Here is a 15,323-nt window from a genome sequence, read left to right on the forward strand (position 1 = left end):
GTTTATGGACTTTTGTTCTTTCGAGCCTCGAATTGGCTATTTCTCCGAAATTTAGCGTCAAACTTGATCACTAATAACGACCTTTGTTCTTTGTCAAGCGGGTGACCCGAAGGTCCCCCCCCTCATTTCTTTGAAAGTGGCCGTTGGTTGCCTGATGTGCAATCAAATCTGTGGAAGAGCGAGCCAAAAGGAGCGTTTTTTATTGGGACTTGCCACTCGACAAATCCGTGGATAGATCGTCATTTACCCACAATTCAGCATCTTGCATAATTTCCGATACCATGAAAAAAAGCCAAGTCACTTTGGACTTAGCCTCATGACCTAGCTAATTTCAATGTTCATGGATGATAAAAGGTACGACTTTTCCTTGATTGACGTCGATTAACCCGAAGTCCGTAATTTTAAGCGCCGGGCTTACTGGCAATGAGTGCGTACTGATCGACATGATCGGATTATAATGACGGTAGCCTAACGATTCCATGGCTTTGCGCAGCTGTTCGACTTCCTTGGCGACTTCATCTAGTGGTGCTTCCGTTAAAATGCCGCCAACGGGCAGCTTAAGACTGGCAATGACTTTGCCGTCCAGGACGACGCTGAAGCCCCCTTGGTTGTTGATGACTTCATTGGCGGCAATCATCATATCGACAGGATCATGACCGACAACCAGCAGGTTATGATTATCATGGGAGTAAGTCGTCGCCACGGCTCCCCGCTTGATCGTATCCCCGCCGATGAGACCATAGGCGCGGTTTCCGTTTTTCCCATACCGTTCAAACGTAGCAATAAGGCCGCAGCCGCTTTCTTGCCAGCAGAGCTTCCCTTGACGAACGTCAACCTCAACCTGACGCTCCTCGGTAAACGTGGACCCATCCTTCACCATCATCGTTCGGCAGGCATATCGGCCATCAGCTGCTTCGGTGTTCACCGTGAAATCAGCCTCCGTTAACGACGCCATATGAACGCTTTGATAATAGTGCGCCGGAAAAGCTGGGGCTTGGACAGTAGGCTTATACGGCTCGCGTACATCATAGACTTTGCGTCCATGTTTGTAAACTTGCTCGATCTTCAACTGCTCCAGATTGGATAGGAGCTGAAAATCTGCGATTTTCCCTGGCGCTATGACGCCGCGATCATACATCCGCATCCTTTTCGCCGGGGAAAGCGTACTGGCATATATCGCCTGCTCGGGCTTCATTCCCATCCAAATCGCTTTACGAACGATGTGATTCAAGTGCCCCCGGCGCTCAAACGAATCGGCCATCACATCGTCGGTAACGAAGCAAAAATGCTCGGCCACGTCGTGATTCATCAAGTAAGCCATCACTTCAGGCGTCATCGACTTCTCTTGAATTTCGATAAACATGCCCGCTGCGATCCGAGCTTCCATGCCTTCAATCGACTGATGGGTATGATCAGAATCTACGCCGCTGTAAATCATCCGGTGCAAATCCAAATCCAATAGTTTCGGAACATGTCCTTCTATGATGAGATGAGGATAGTTGCTGCGAATATGGTTTAAAATTTGATTCGTCTTACAGTCGGGGTCCGTGATCACATCCACGTAGTTCATGATCTCGCCTAAACAAATGATTCGTTCAGTGCGAAGCAGCTCGTCCAAATCTTCAATTTCAATCGCGCCCCCGGTCGTTTCCATCGAAGTGGCAGGAACAGAGCTTGGAATCGCATAAAACATGTCTGCGACGCAATGCTTGCTGGCCTTAATGATTTCCTTCACCCCATCAAGACCAAAAACATTGGCGATCTCATGCGGTTCTGGAACGATAGTTGTAACGCCATTGCGGATAAGACCATAGGAGAATGTCTCCGGCGTCACCATGGTGCTCTCAATATGCAAATGAATATCGATAAGGCCCGGGATCATATACTGCCCCGCCCCGTCCAAATGTGAAGCCGCTTCGAAACTTTCGGCTCCCCGCTTCCCGATATATAGAAACTTCCCGTCCAAAATGGCCGCATTGCCTTGGATGAACGTTTTAAAATAGCTGTTATAAATTTGTACATTCTCGATCAGTACATCTACACGCATCTGCCTTCGCCTCCAAGTACGCTACTCAACTAAAACCAATTTCTCGCTCGGAAAATGAAGTCTGACCTCCTGACCGTTCGCGAAAGGAAGCTCCATTTCTTTATTCACTGTGAAATCACCCAGTTCCGTCTCTACGACGTATTGGTAGCTTCTTCCGAGGAACGTGCTCACTTTGATGCGGCCTGCCAAACGATTCGGCCCCTGTTCAATATCCTCCGGCATTCCGATGACTACATCATCCGGGCGAATGGCCCCCTGTTTACCCAGTTGTTCCCCTTTGTTGGCGTGCTTCGTAACGGTAAACATATATTCCTTTACCTTCAGTGCAATCTCTTCATTTCCCTCAAATCTTGTATCGAAGGAAATGAAATTCGTAAAACCGATAAACCGAGCGACGAATTCCGTCTTCGGATATTTAAAAATGGTTGCCGGTGCGCCCAACTGTTCAATGATTCCTTTATTCATAATCGCAACTTGATCCGAAATGGAGAAGCACTCTTCCTGATCGTGGGATACGTAGACCGTCGTGATGCCCAGCTCCTGCTGAATGCGACGGATCTCCACCCGCATGTTGATGCGCAGATTGGCATCCAGGTTGCTGAGCGGTTCGTCGAAAAGCAGCAGCTCCGGTTCAATGACGAGCGCCCGGGCGATAGCGACACGCTGTCTTTGGCCGCCCGAAAGCTCTTTCGGAAACCGTTTTTCAAAGCCGGATAAGCTTACAATATCCAGAATGTTCCGGACCCGGCGATCGATCTCCGCTCCGCTCACTTTGCGAAGGCGCAAACCGAAGGCCACATTATCGTATATGGATAAATGCGGGAACAAAGCGTAGCTCTGAAACACGAATCCGAAGTTCCGTTTGTTGACGGGAATGCGTGTATAATCTTTTCCGTTTAATGAGAATTTGCCTGATTTCGCCTCGATGAATCCGGCGATTAGCCGTAACGTCGTCGTTTTCCCGCACCCGCTTGGGCCGAGCAGCGAGATCAGGCTTCCTTTTTCAACATTCAGGTTGAAGTCTTGCAGAATATAGTGCTGGTCATAGGCAACCGATATATGTTCCAGTGATAGCAATGCCATGGATGAATGCCTCCGTTATCGTTTGGTGAAGTAGGATAAGCCCATCAACCGTTCAATAATGAACATAAGTACCGCAGTAAAGATCATAAGCAACACAGAAATAGCGGCAATCGTGGGGTCAAAATGGTTCTCCACATACGTCAGCATCTGGATTGGCAGCGTACTGACTCCGGGTCCGGTCATAAAGACCGAGATGTCGACATTATTAAATGATTCCAAGAATGCGATAAGAATGGCCGCGATAATACCGGATTTGATATTCGGCAAGACCACTTTAAAAAAGGTTTTCAGCTGTCCTGCCCCCAGGCTTAACGCTGCTTCTTCCACCGCAAAATCGAAATTCGATAAGCTTGATGCAACGACGCGGATGATAAAAGGAAGCATAATCACCGTATGTCCGACAAGTAATGCTGCATATATAGGCAGGTGATAGGTCACGATCAGGTACTTGAGCATTGTAAATCCAAGCACGATACCTGGAATAAGCACCGGGGAAATAAATACCGCATTGAGCACCTCTTTGCCCTTGAACTGAAACCGGCTTAAAGCGTATGCCGCCGGAATCCCGAGCAGCAGCGCAAACAAATTGCCTAAGAGCGAAACAAGGATTGAAGTGCCTAAAGTCGTAACAAACATCTTGACTTCCAGGATGTTGCGGTACCATTTCAACGAAAATCCCTGCGGCGGGAATTTCAATACACTCCCTGGTTCAAATGAAGCAAAAGCAATAATGACGAGCGGTCCGAGCAAGAATATATAAACAAGAAGCGTAAACAAGCCTAGCCCGCGATTCTTCTCCCGCATACTTCTACCCCTTCGGATTTAGTTTAGTAGCCAGTTTGTTCATGAGCGCGATGACAACGAAAGTGATCACGATCATAATAACGGCAATGACGGAGGCGAGATACCAATCGTTCAGTGTGATAGCATTCTGATAAAGGAAAGTGGAAATGACCCGCTGCTTGCCTCCGAGCAGAGCCGGCGTCGTATAAGCCGTTAAGCTTCCGACAAAAACGAGAATGCTGCCGATGATTAATCCAGGTACGCTGAGCGGCACAATTACCTTGACGAAAGCCGTCAAACGGCCCGCACCCAAGCTCTCTGCCGCCTTGATCAGATCCGGATCAATATTCTCAAGAACACCGACGAGCGTAATGATGATGAGCGGCAGAAAAAGATGGATAAGTCCGATCATCATCGCCGTAGGCGTATATAAAATATCGAGCGGCTCTTTAATGAGACCGATCGCTAACAAAGCATTATTGAGCAGTCCTTTTTTGCCCAAAATAATCATCCAGCTGAACGACCTCACAACGGAGCTCGTCAGCAGCGGAAATATTGCCAGCGCTAGCAGGATCGCCTTTTGTCTCGGGCTCTGTTTGGAGATGAAGTATGCCACCGGAAACCCCAGCAGGATACAAAGCAGGGTTGTCACCAGGCTTACACGCAATGTCGTCCACAATATTTTGAGAAAATAAGGGTCTTTGAAGAACCCCAAGTACCCTTCAAGTGTAAATGTTCCTTTATCGAAAAAGGTTGAACCTATCGTAAGAAGGATCGGAACCACCATGAAAACCGTCAGGAACAGCAGTCCCGGTAGCAATAGGAAAGATAAGTACTTTTTTTTCATGTAGGTTAACTCCTGTTCCAGGTTTCGCTAGGCACGCAGAGCGTGGATAAAAAGCTCGAGAAATTCGTCAGCCGATACATCGGTACACACATGAATATTAGCTTCCTTGGACAAGCGATTCTGGAAATCGCATACCGTTTGTCCGTCGCAAAGCTCACTTTTGGTTTCTACATCAACGTAATAGTGGCGGGTTGTGACAAGCGATTTGCGGAGAGCCACCCCGACAGCCAGCGGATCATGGAGCGCGCAAGCGCGAACGCCGTTGCGTTCAAAATATCGCTGCATATAATCAGCCGTACTTGCCTGAACATATCTGGCGATAGTAGAATCTCCGAGCTCTTGAATATGCTTTTCCGTCAGCAGCGCCTTACGCGTTACATCCAATCCAACAAGCGTTAATTTAGGAAAGCCGGCATGGAAAACGATCTTGGCCGCCTCCGGATCGACGTACATGTTGTATTCCGCCGTTGGCGTCACATTGCCGAAGCCTTGAACGACGCCCCCCATCACAATGACTTCGTTCACCTGTTGGACCAGCTCCGGGTGTTTCATAACCGCCAGGGCCAAATTCGTCAGCGGCGCGGTCATCACCAAAGTGACTTCCCCCGCATGTTTCCGCACTTGGTCCACGATAAAATCGCAAGCGTGTCCCTCGGCCGTCTTCATATGAACCGGCATGTCGCTTAAAGCGCCTCCAAGCCCGTCTCTGCCATGAACCCGATGCTCAAAAAATGCAGGCCGCATCAAGGGCTCGTTCGCCCCTTTAACCACGGGGATCGCTTGCTCCATTCCAAGCAGCTGAAGGATCTTGCATGTATTATCAGTCGCTTGGTCAAGCGAAACATTACCGTTCACGGTAGTAATTCCGAGTACATCCATGTCTCCGCTGCGAATGGCCAGCAGTATACCAAGGGCATCGTCCACGCCCGTATCTACATCAAGGATGACCTTCTTTTTCATGACTAAGCCCCCTTAAATTCATTTAAGAAAAACAAGGGTATATACACGGTCATATACCCTTGTTCGGTGTTATTTATTGAGCGACTTCTTTGTTCCAGCGAGCAATCCACGATTTGAGATTCTGATTGACGAATTTCATATCCAACTTGCGAAGTTTGTTCACGACGTCAGCTCCATAGGTAATCCCTGTCGTTTCGTCCCCCGACAACTGAAGCGTCGTATTCACCGGCGAATCCACTTTCGCTTTGGCTGATTTCTCCTGTACTTCCTTGCTCAAATGCCAGTTGATGAAATCCTCGGCCAGCTGCTTATTTTTGCTTCCTTTCACCACGTTGACCGTGTTCATAACGGCATATCCGCCTTCTTGCGGAGTGATGAACTTCGTATCCGGCACAGCCGCTTTCAGATCCTTCACATACATTTCCATGATCGGACCTGCAGCAATCTCACCTTGCGAGAACATGTTGACGAACTCGGAGGTTTGACCGTAGTATTTGACGACTCCTTTGTTCAGTTCTTTAACCTTTGCGAACGCTTGATCTTCATTAAATGTAGTAGCCCCGGCGACAAGTGACGCCGCATCCAGAACCATAGGACCCGTAGTCGTCGTAATATTCGGCAGTGTCAGCTTTTTGGCAAGCTCAGGGCTCCACAAGTCGCTCCAAGACTTGATCTCTTTGCCGGTCGCTTTCGGATTATAGGCGATCCCCAATTGACCTATTGTGTATGCTGGACCGTAATCTTCACCCAGCGGCGCTTTGGCAAGATCGTAAATGTCTTTCAAATTCGGAATCCGGCTGCGGTCAATCTTCTCGAACAGACCCGCTTCAATCCCTTGTTGTGCGTAGAAATCCGATAAATAGATAATGTCCACACTCGAGCTGCCTTGTTTCACTTTGTTCAAACGGTCTGCATTGTTGCCGACTTCCGTAACGATCTTGACATTATGTTCTTTTTCAAATGGCGCATACACTTCTTTCCTGAAGAAGTCATCCGAGAATCCCCAAGTGGAAATAACCAATTGTGTAGGTTCCCCTTTTGATGCAGCTGTTGACGCCGCTGTAGGCGCTGTTGAAGCCGTTGTATTCCCCTGATCCTTCGCAGGCGTTCCGCATCCTGTCAATGCTAGTCCCACTACTGATAAAGATAGTAAACCGCGAATCATTTGTTTTTTCATCTTCGTCGTCCTCCCAAGTTTTCATCTGATTTGAATCGTGAATCCCCTGCCAATTTTTACTAGTATGCTTCCCAAGACCCCACAACTATGCATGTCTTGTCCTTGCTCTATATAAAAAAAAGAAAAGTACACTTGATAGAAGAAAGCTTCTAACAAGAGCACTTTTCATTGTAAACAATGCAAAGAGTCATCTGCTGGTAACATCCATGCGGTTTCCTCTTAAGATAGATCAAAAGAGAAACACCAATGACAACAACTATTCGGTTTGTTTAAGAATAATGTTCGTAATCGCCCATTGCGTCGGCGGGTCATAGTCTCTTAATACCGCATCCATGGATAGGCCAAGCTCTTGCTCCAGCCTCTCCCGGATCCTCTTCTTATAGATAGAGGACATATAAAAATCGACTTCGTGTTTGAGTGTCGGCGCCTCACCTTCCAATGCCGTTGAGCGCGGCGATCGGCGATGTTTGGCATGAAACGTAATAATGTTCTGATCAATGGAAACTTTCAGCAGTGTTGTGCCAAACCCGAACAACTCTTTCGATATTTCGTTATAGAGGTGACATAGCTTCTTCTTATATTCATTAGAATCTAGTTGCTGCATGGCATCACCTTCAAGAACATTTATACTTTAATAATACATAGGATTTCAGAAATAATCAAGATTATCGTTCGTCTTTCTATCTAAAATCGGGCGCAATCCGCCTCCATTTATTTAAAACATTCCAATTTCCCGAATATCACCCCTACTAGTATCCATAAACGAGACAGCAAAAACCGACAAAACTTCTTATTTTAGAACCCTATAATAATTCATGGATGTGTTATAAAATAAAAAAAAATTGTATAAGGAAAGACGACTAAGAAATCTATGAAAATTTATTCATATAATAAGGAAGGGTGAGGTATGATGAAAATAAAAAAGAAAAACGACATTGATGTGATTTTAGACAACTTTTCCACCATTGCGGAGTGGGACCATTCAGGCGGAAAACATTATTTCGTATTCGCTGACCGGAAACGCGGGGGGCAATGGACCTTAATGAGCTATGGCGGCGAGCGGTTTAGCGTACACGGAAAAGGTAACGAATATCGGGATGAAAACGAGTCGTTTTTTGACGAGCGTAACACCATCGTTTCATTTCTATGGGATAACCGCGCCGCATTCAACGCCACATTGAAAGAAACCAATTAGCCTGAAAGGATGGCAGCAAAAAGGCCTGTTATTATAGACAGGCCTTATGCCGCTTTAAGCAACCTCTTGCATCGATTCCTTTTTAAAGGTAGCCGCGTATTGCTTCCCTTTGGAAGAATTGTATTGCCCTTCCCACTTCGACATCACAATGGCTGCCAGGGAGTTTCCAAGCACGTTCACAACGGTGCGCGCCATATCAAGAATCCGGTCAATGCCCGCAATGAACGCCAATCCTTCAATGGGAATATGAACGGAGCCGAGTGTTGCCAATAAAACGACAAAGGAAACGCCGGGCACTCCTGCAATACCTTTGGAAGACACCATCAGAACGAGCATCAATGTAATTTGCGTACTGATCGGCATATCAATACCGTACATTTGCGCAATAAATATCGCGGCAAGCGCTTGATAGAGCGTAGATCCATCCAGATTAAATGAATAACCGATCGGAATCACGAACGAAGTAATTCCCTTCGGACAGCCGAACTTCTCCATTTTTTCCATGATTTTGGGCAGCACTGTTTCCGAGCTTGCCGTTGAATAAGCAAGCAGCAGTTCGCTTTTTAATATTTTAATCAGCGTCATAATTCTTGTCCCGCACATTCTGGCAATAATGCCCAGGACTACAAAAATGAAAAATAGCATGGATCCATATACCGATAGAACCAGTTTGCCAAGCGGCAATAAGGAGGCTATTCCAAATTTTGAAACGGTTACACCAATAAGCGCAAAGACACCGATTGGAGCAAAATACATAATTTTATTCGTCACCCAGAACATCGCATCCGCAACGCCTTCAAAGAAGCGAATAACCGGCTTTCCTTTCTCCCCAACCGCGGCAACGCCCAAACCGAACATGACGGCAAAGAAAATGATGGCGAGCATGTCACCGTTTGCAAGCGACTGTACAATATTCGTAGGGACAATATTCACAATGGTATCCATGAAGTGATGACTAACTTTGCTCTCCGTATTTACATACGTCTGAATATCGGTCTTCGCCAGATGCGACATATCTACGCCTGTACCCGGTTTCAGCAAGTTGGCTGCGAGCAAACCGACGATAATGGCTACCGTTGTAACAATTTCAAAATAAAGAATGGTTTTCCCGCCGATTTTCCCCAGCTTCTTGATATCCCCTACCCCGGCAACCCCTACAACAAGTGTAGAAATTACGATGGGAACGACGATCATTTTGATTAAACGGATAAAAATGTCGCCTATCGGTTTTAAATAATTTTCAACTCCTGAATTTCCGTAGAAAAAAGCGCCAATAATAATACCTAAAGCCAGTCCGATAAAAATTTGCAGCGTTAAACCGATTTTTTTCATTACACTCACCCCTGATCTTCGTTAATGTAAACGTATTCTAAATCCCCATCTACTTAAAACAACAAAAATCTACAACCCATAAAAAATCGGGGCGGATCTTTACATAGGGTTTCCGGATAAGTATGATAGTTCAGGTGCGACTGCCTGGTGACAGCTCGCTCGGAAAGGATAACGACATGCGATTTTTTATTGTGGATGACGATCATGGAGTTCGTTCGATGCTAACGGATATTATCGAAGATGAGGAGCTTGGGGAAGTCGTCGGGGAAGCGGAAGACGGTTCTTATGTAAATCCTGAATTGCTGGAGCTGAAGAAAGTCGATATTCTGCTTATCGATTTACTTATGCCGATTCGAGACGGCATTCAGACCGTTCGTGCGATTGGACCTCATTTTAAAGGGAAAATTATTATGATTTCACAAATCGAATCAAAAAAAATGATTGGCGAAGCCTATTCGCTAGGTATCGAGTATTATATCGCCAAACCGATTAACCGCCTTGAAATATTAGCCATCATTCAAAAGGTCAAGGAACGCTTACGGCTGCAAAAATCGATCAACGATATTCAGAAAACGTTGCAAGTTTTCGTGGGCGATAAGCCGCGGGAACTGGGCGAGCCGCCCATCCCGGAAAAAAGCATCGTCACTTCCGGTCAACTTCTTTTATCAGAGCTTGGGATGATCGGGGAAGCAGGCAGCAAAGATTTATTGGACATTCTGGAATATCTTTATCAATATGACAAAGAAGCTGTTCTAACGCTGAACAGGTTTCCTTCTTTGAAATCCATCTTTGTCCATATCGCTGCAAAAAAGCTGGGGAGCTCATCTTCACCCGCTGAATTAAATAAAGAAATCAAAGCTTCGGAGCAGCGGGTACGCAGGGCCATCTTCCAAACATTGAGCCATGTAGCCTCACTCGGCCTTACCGACTACTCCCATCCCAAATTTGAAAATTACGCCTCGAAATTTTTTGATTTCACCGAAATCCGCAAAAAAATGCTCGAGCTGCAAAATAATTTAAAACCATCCTTATCTCAAACCAAAATTAACACAAAAAAGTTTGTGCAAGTGCTCTATTTTGAAGCTAAGCAATCTATGAATTAATGATTACCGATCCTTTAATAAAGCATCGATTTCCGACGCTGCGCGGGTTAATCCTTCCTTCACGGAGATATCGCCTTGAAAAATTTTGCGCATATGTCGGGTATAGACTTCATCGATTTTCGTCCAATTCTTTACCGGCGGCCTAACGAATGCATGGTTGAGCGCCTCCACGTACGGCCCGATATATGAGTCCTCTTTGAAAGTAAGAGCTTTAAACGCATCAACGTTAGTTGGGATCAGTCCGGTTTTGGACATGACAAGCTGCGCTTCTATGCCGGTCAACCATTTCACAAAGACCCATGCGTCCTCGGGCTGCTTGCTTCCTTTCATGATTACTAGATTCTCACCGCCAATGATGGAAGCCGGCCCACTGTCATGGGGCATCGGAATACGGAATGTCGAATGGATGGCATTGCCCAAATCTTGACCGCTAAAAACGCTGTAGAACCACGGTCCGTCATCCGTCATGAACACATTGCCGCCTTTTACGCCTTCCCAATTATCCCCGCCGCCTTTTAACATGGAACTCACAATCGTTCCCTCCTTAAAGAGCGAGAGCAAACGCTCCACGGCGCTTACAGTTCCAGGCCCATTCAAGTATCCGGTTGCCTTTGTATATTGTTCGTCCGTCAAGGCCCCGCCTAAACCATAAATATACGGAAGAGTACTCCAGGTCTCGAGACCTCCTATACCAATCGTATACTGATTTTTTCGTGCGAATTCAAATGTATCTTCCAGCGTTTGAGGGGGTCCTGAAAGGCCCGCCTTTTTTATCAGATCACGGTTATAAATGGCAATTTTGGTGTTGATATTCATAGGTAACGAGAAATATTGACCCTGGTACAAGCCGATATCCATGACATCATGACGCAACCGGTTCCGAATCGCTTCAAACTCCGGGAACTGGTTGAGAGGTACCAGCAACCCTTTGTGCGAAAACTCGGGCACCCAAACGATATCCATCCGCACAGCATCGGGACCTTTCATGGAAGAGGCGCGCGCGATCAAGGTGTTCTTCAACTCCTCATTGTTCGTCTGCCGCACTGCCTTCACACGAATACCCGGGTGCTGCCGTTCGAATTCAGGCACAAGATCCTTTTCTAACAATCGGGTTTCTTCATCGCTATAGGTATGCCAGAATTCGATGATATGCTCTTCTTTGCCTTGGAGAACCTCTACCTTATCTGGATCGGAGATGACATTAAATTTACCGCACCCGGTCGTAAGGATAACTAGACATACAATAATAAGCCATCGCCTTGCCATTGCCCGTCCCCTCCCCCTAATCAAGTTATTCAGAGGCTTGATACTTCTCTCTAAATTCCCCGGGCGTAAAGCCCGTCATTTTTTTGAATAACTTACTGAAATATTTCACATCGTTAAATCCCGCAGCCTCCGCGACCTCATAGATTCTGCTTTCCTTTATGATCAAGAGCCTTTTCGCTTCCCGAATTCTCAAATCGATCAAATAATCGATAAAGTTTTGTCCGGTCTGCTTTTTGAATAATAGGCTGAAATAGCTTTTGCTGACATGTACGGCATCCGCCGTGCTTTGCAAGGTCAAATCCTCGGTGTAATGGCTATCGATGTAGGCTAATGCTTTCGCAATTAACTGACCGCTAAATCCTTTATCAGGCTGCTTGTGCGCAGGTCCCTTTCCTATATCCTCCAAATGACGACTTAAAATTGTCTCTAACTGTTCAAGAGTTTCAGCGGCTCTTAGAAGATCAAGCCGTTCGGGGAGAAGCGCCCCCATATCCGCGTAAATCTGGTGAACTTCCGTAAGCAGACTGCAGGCTTCTTGCTTGATTTGATCAGGATCCATGCGCCCCTCTGCCCATCGCCCATGGACCTGTTCGAGTACTAATGTAACAGGACTGCGGCCGCGAACCTGCTCAGCAAGATCCGTCCAATCCGGTGTTTCGCCATGATCTGGAGCCTCTTGCCACGCAGCAATCTCTTTCGTCACACTTACCGAAAACAATCTGCCCAGACCTTTAAAGAATCTCTCCCGGCAAGCCGTTCGGCTCTCGTTGAAGCCACGGCCTATTGCCCGGATTCCACTGATGGTGCATATCCCAGTCGAAACTGATACTCTGAAATCTTTATCCAGCTTTTGTATCCAATTGACTAGCAGCGGTTCAACCTTGCCCGAGCCCTCCGGGAGCACAAGAAACAGACTGTTGTCGGAAGTTACCAGTGCAGCCACGCCTTCATTCACATCCGCGTAGAACGATTCCTGCAGATCTTCCAGAAGCAGCTGCGCATGCAGATGGCCGTGATTTTCCAGTAGTTCCTGGGCACGGTCCAGCATCATATAGGCACATGTAATCGTTTGTCCCATCCATTCCGGTGCCCTGCTAAGATCGTACTCCTGCTCTAAAACAATCTGCCTTTTCACTTCGTGTTCAAGCCTTCTTCGATCCCGATAAACGGCATCCGAATTGAAACGTGTCCACTCTGATGCTTTCTTCTTTTCTTCTTCCAGCATTGATATGCAGCGCTGAAGAACGGCAAGCAGATCTTCAGATTCCAGTGTCGGCTTCAACAAATAGTCGATGGCTCCAAACTTGAGCCCTTCCCTTACAAACTCAAAGTCACTATAGCTGCTTATCAGGATGACTTTAATCCGTGGATATAGCTGCAAGGCTTGCTGCATCAACTGTATACCGTTCATAAGGGGCATTTTGATGTCTGTGATAAGAATATCCACAGGAGAACTTTCCAACAGGGACAAAGCTTCCATTCCGTTGGCACAACCGGCAGCTACGGACAAACCTTCCTTTTCCCAATCGATAAAAGCTTTAATTCCATTGCGGATAACGGGCTCGTCATCCACGATGAGAACACGGTACATATCCATTCCCCCCTTATTGCTCTTGTTGTCCTTTCAATCTTTCGGGGTTTCTGAGCGTGATTCGAACGGTTGTCCCCTCCTGTAAGACACTTTCGATTGCATATTCCGAACGTCCTGCATAATGGAGTGCAAGCGTATCATATAAATGGCGCAATCCGATGCCTATAGTTCCATTCATAATCGCCGTCTCCGGATCACGCAACTCGCGGAGCTTCTCCTCTTCCATTCCCAATCCGTCATCCGAAATGAGAAACTCCGCAGTCTCCTCTTTCATTTGAACATCAATCGTAATCCGGCCATCTGTGTTTTTCGGAACGATCCCGTGGAAGATCGCATTTTCTACCAAAGGCTGTAAAAGCATGCGCGGGATGATGATGGACTCCGCTCCGGGATCCAGCTTCACATCGAGCGAGAACCGTTTCTCGTACCGCAACTCGAGAATCACCAAATATTTCTGAATGATATCCAGTTCTTCCGCTACCGTTATCAGGTTCCCGTTTTTGCCCATATTCGCTTCCATGAGCCGTGTTAGCGCCGATAAGCCTTGATCAGCCCGTTCATTTTGTTTGGATTTGATCAGCCATCGCAAGGTACTTAGCGTGTTATATAAAAAATGAGGGTGAATCCGATGCATCACAGCCCGAACTTCCGCTTGAAGTTTCTGGAGCTGTTCCTCTTCCACACGCTGCATCAATTGTTCGATTTCCTTTAGCATCTTGTTGAACTGTTTGCTCAGGAGACCGATTTCATCCGAAGAATCAATAGGTGTCCGAACTTTCAAGTCCCCTTGTTGGACTTGCCTCATATCCCGGGTCAGACGGTTAATAGGCTTGGTTACCCAGCCGGCAATCAGGAGCCCGATCATAATCGCAAGTAAGGCGAACAGCCCGGATGAGACGAAAATACTGCCTTGCAGCCGATCTAGCTGATCTGTAATTTCTCGGACCGGGACTGTACCCACGATCATCCAGCCGTTGTTCAAAAACTGTTTAACCCCATAATGCGGCAGCCCGTTTATGGTAAATTCAAATTCTGCTGAGTTATTCCCTACAATTCCCTTGTAAAGCTCTGGATTCTCCACCTTCTTACCGATCAGGCTGAGGTCGGAATCGATCATTATTTTCCCTTCCGAATCCACAACGAAAAATTTGCCGGTTTCGCCCAGCTTTAATTGCTCAATGGTGCTTAGAATAGAACGCCCGTTTAAGTTCACCATCACAAGTCCGATGTTATTTAAAGTGTGAAAATCTTTCAGCACTCTGCCTACTGGCAAAATGAGATCCGTATTATCGCCCGCTCCACTAAATCGGTCATATTGCAAACCTTGCCAAACCGGTTCTCCGTCCTTATCCTTAGCCTCCTTCACCCAGGCTTCTTTGGATAAGTTCACACGTTTTAATTTGCTGGCGGAAAAAGCTCCGCTTCCCCATCCTCCCCCATCGTTTCTCATCACATAAATGATCTTCACGAAGGAATTGGAATACACAATATGATTCAGCATCGAGTCCATATATTGGTTCATCCGGTTTTGTTCATCAGGCGGGCTGCTGTTTAACTGCAGAGCTGCATTCTGTACGTTGGTATCGCTATATATATAATCGGAGGTGTCGCTTCCGACATTAAAAATGAAAGATAGCGAATCCGCTGTCTGTTTAGCTAATTGAATCGTGGATTCACGAACATTTTTCTTCACGATCGAAGTTGATTCCATGTAAAAAGATACGCTGGCAAAAATAATAGGGATCAAACTAACGAGAAGAAAAGCGAAACTCATTTTCACGGCGAAGCGGTTTGTAAACCGTTTGGTTCGAATCATGCTGCCCCCCTACTTCTGCGTCATTCCTTACTTTTATTTTACATGAAGGGAGAGAAGAACCCTAGAAGATGTTACTTTAAAATTCCCCCCAAACAGCATAAGGCGCTTCCGTATTTATTGTAA

General features: G+C 46.4%; 13 protein-coding genes. 2 read left to right on the forward strand and 11 right to left on the reverse strand.

Features of this window, described 5'->3' with window-relative positions; genetic code table 11:
• Window positions 1-331: 331 nt before the first annotated feature.
• The 7 genes from ACFQZT_RS03920 to ACFQZT_RS03950 form a co-directional block, all read right to left on the reverse strand.
• Entirely contained in the window at window positions 332-2,047 is a 1,716-nt protein-coding gene (locus tag ACFQZT_RS03920; protein ID WP_379296736.1) for an adenine deaminase C-terminal domain-containing protein, read from the reverse strand.
• 21 nt (window positions 2,048-2,068) lie between these two features.
• Window positions 2,069-3,130, reverse strand: coding sequence for an ABC transporter ATP-binding protein (locus ACFQZT_RS03925; protein WP_379296738.1), 1,062 nt, complete (start codon window positions 3,128-3,130; stop codon window positions 2,069-2,071).
• A 15-nt stretch (window positions 3,131-3,145) separates the two neighbouring features.
• Complete coding sequence (locus ACFQZT_RS03930) at window positions 3,146-3,934, reverse strand: ABC transporter permease (RefSeq protein WP_379296740.1); 789 nt, start codon at window positions 3,932-3,934, stop codon at window positions 3,146-3,148.
• Between the two features lie 4 nt (window positions 3,935-3,938).
• A complete protein-coding gene (locus ACFQZT_RS03935; RefSeq protein WP_379296743.1) occupies window positions 3,939-4,760 on the reverse strand; it encodes an ABC transporter permease in 822 nt (273 codons plus the stop codon).
• A gap of 27 nt (window positions 4,761-4,787) precedes the next feature.
• Window positions 4,788-5,720: a nucleoside hydrolase gene (locus tag ACFQZT_RS03940; RefSeq protein ID WP_379296745.1), complete on the reverse strand. Its 933-nt coding sequence runs from the start codon at window positions 5,718-5,720 to the stop codon at window positions 4,788-4,790.
• 73 nt (window positions 5,721-5,793) lie between these two features.
• Window positions 5,794-6,897, reverse strand: coding sequence for an ABC transporter substrate-binding protein (locus tag ACFQZT_RS03945; protein WP_379296747.1), 1,104 nt, complete (start codon window positions 6,895-6,897; stop codon window positions 5,794-5,796).
• A 256-nt stretch (window positions 6,898-7,153) separates the two neighbouring features.
• A complete protein-coding gene (locus tag ACFQZT_RS03950) occupies window positions 7,154-7,501 on the reverse strand; it encodes a DUF2294 domain-containing protein (RefSeq protein ID WP_379296749.1) in 348 nt (115 codons plus the stop codon).
• Between the two features lie 303 nt (window positions 7,502-7,804).
• Between ACFQZT_RS03950 and ACFQZT_RS03955 the strand changes: the two genes are divergently transcribed.
• Entirely contained in the window at window positions 7,805-8,092 is a 288-nt protein-coding gene (locus tag ACFQZT_RS03955) for a hypothetical protein (RefSeq protein ID WP_379296751.1), read from the forward strand.
• Window positions 8,093-8,146: 54 nt separating this feature from the next.
• Here the strand turns inward: ACFQZT_RS03955 and ACFQZT_RS03960 are convergent, their stop codons facing one another.
• Window positions 8,147-9,424, reverse strand: coding sequence for a cation:dicarboxylate symporter family transporter (locus ACFQZT_RS03960; RefSeq protein WP_379296753.1), 1,278 nt, complete (start codon window positions 9,422-9,424; stop codon window positions 8,147-8,149).
• 176 nt (window positions 9,425-9,600) lie between these two features.
• On the opposite strand from ACFQZT_RS03960, the gene ACFQZT_RS03965 reads away from it, so the two are divergent.
• Window positions 9,601-10,527 (forward strand): response regulator, encoded by a 927-nt coding sequence (locus tag ACFQZT_RS03965; protein ID WP_379297946.1) that lies wholly within the window; start codon window positions 9,601-9,603, stop codon window positions 10,525-10,527.
• A 3-nt stretch (window positions 10,528-10,530) separates the two neighbouring features.
• Here the strand turns inward: ACFQZT_RS03965 and ACFQZT_RS03970 are convergent, their stop codons facing one another.
• Genes ACFQZT_RS03970 through ACFQZT_RS03980 form a run of 3 tightly spaced genes read right to left on the reverse strand, consistent with a single transcriptional unit; the run spans window position 10,531 to window position 15,200 of the window.
• Window positions 10,531-11,793, reverse strand: coding sequence for an extracellular solute-binding protein (locus ACFQZT_RS03970; RefSeq protein ID WP_379296755.1), 1,263 nt, complete (start codon window positions 11,791-11,793; stop codon window positions 10,531-10,533).
• Window positions 11,794-11,818: 25 nt separating this feature from the next.
• On the reverse strand, window positions 11,819-13,384 hold the full coding sequence (locus ACFQZT_RS03975) for a response regulator transcription factor (protein ID WP_379296757.1): 1,566 nt from the start codon (window positions 13,382-13,384) through the stop codon (window positions 11,819-11,821).
• A gap of 13 nt (window positions 13,385-13,397) precedes the next feature.
• Window positions 13,398-15,200 carry a cache domain-containing sensor histidine kinase gene (locus tag ACFQZT_RS03980; RefSeq protein WP_379296759.1) on the reverse strand — a complete coding sequence of 601 codons (1,803 nt, stop codon included), beginning with the start codon at window positions 15,198-15,200 and terminating at the stop codon, window positions 13,398-13,400.
• Window positions 15,201-15,323: the final 123 nt, after the last annotated feature.

It is taken from the genome of Paenibacillus sp. GCM10027628 (assembly GCF_042676385.1).
Classification (GTDB): domain Bacteria; phylum Bacillota; class Bacilli; order Paenibacillales; family NBRC-103111; genus Paenibacillus_E.

What these genes read in the sequence shown, in the direction of transcription:
- ACFQZT_RS03965 (WP_379297946.1), top strand. Translation starts at nt 9,601, where the DNA reads ATGCGATTTTTTATTGTGGATGACGATCATGGAGTTCGTTCGATGCTA.
- ACFQZT_RS03945 (WP_379296747.1), bottom strand. Translation starts at nt 6,897, where the DNA reads ATGAAAAAACAAATGATTCGCGGTTTACTATCTTTATCAGTAGTGGGA.
- ACFQZT_RS03935 (WP_379296743.1), bottom strand. Translation starts at nt 4,760, where the DNA reads ATGAAAAAAAAGTACTTATCTTTCCTATTGCTACCGGGACTGCTGTTC.
- ACFQZT_RS03955 (WP_379296751.1), top strand. Translation starts at nt 7,805, where the DNA reads ATGATGAAAATAAAAAAGAAAAACGACATTGATGTGATTTTAGACAAC.
- ACFQZT_RS03920 (WP_379296736.1), bottom strand. Translation starts at nt 2,047, where the DNA reads ATGCGTGTAGATGTACTGATCGAGAATGTACAAATTTATAACAGCTAT.
- ACFQZT_RS03950 (WP_379296749.1), bottom strand. Translation starts at nt 7,501, where the DNA reads ATGCAGCAACTAGATTCTAATGAATATAAGAAGAAGCTATGTCACCTC.
- ACFQZT_RS03940 (WP_379296745.1), bottom strand. Translation starts at nt 5,720, where the DNA reads ATGAAAAAGAAGGTCATCCTTGATGTAGATACGGGCGTGGACGATGCC.
- ACFQZT_RS03970 (WP_379296755.1), bottom strand. Translation starts at nt 11,793, where the DNA reads ATGGCAAGGCGATGGCTTATTATTGTATGTCTAGTTATCCTTACGACC.
- ACFQZT_RS03925 (WP_379296738.1), bottom strand. Translation starts at nt 3,130, where the DNA reads ATGGCATTGCTATCACTGGAACATATATCGGTTGCCTATGACCAGCAC.
- ACFQZT_RS03960 (WP_379296753.1), bottom strand. Translation starts at nt 9,424, where the DNA reads ATGAAAAAAATCGGTTTAACGCTGCAAATTTTTATCGGACTGGCTTTA.
- ACFQZT_RS03975 (WP_379296757.1), bottom strand. Translation starts at nt 13,384, where the DNA reads ATGTACCGTGTTCTCATCGTGGATGACGAGCCCGTTATCCGCAATGGA.
- ACFQZT_RS03980 (WP_379296759.1), bottom strand. Translation starts at nt 15,200, where the DNA reads ATGATTCGAACCAAACGGTTTACAAACCGCTTCGCCGTGAAAATGAGT.
- ACFQZT_RS03930 (WP_379296740.1), bottom strand. Translation starts at nt 3,934, where the DNA reads ATGCGGGAGAAGAATCGCGGGCTAGGCTTGTTTACGCTTCTTGTTTAT.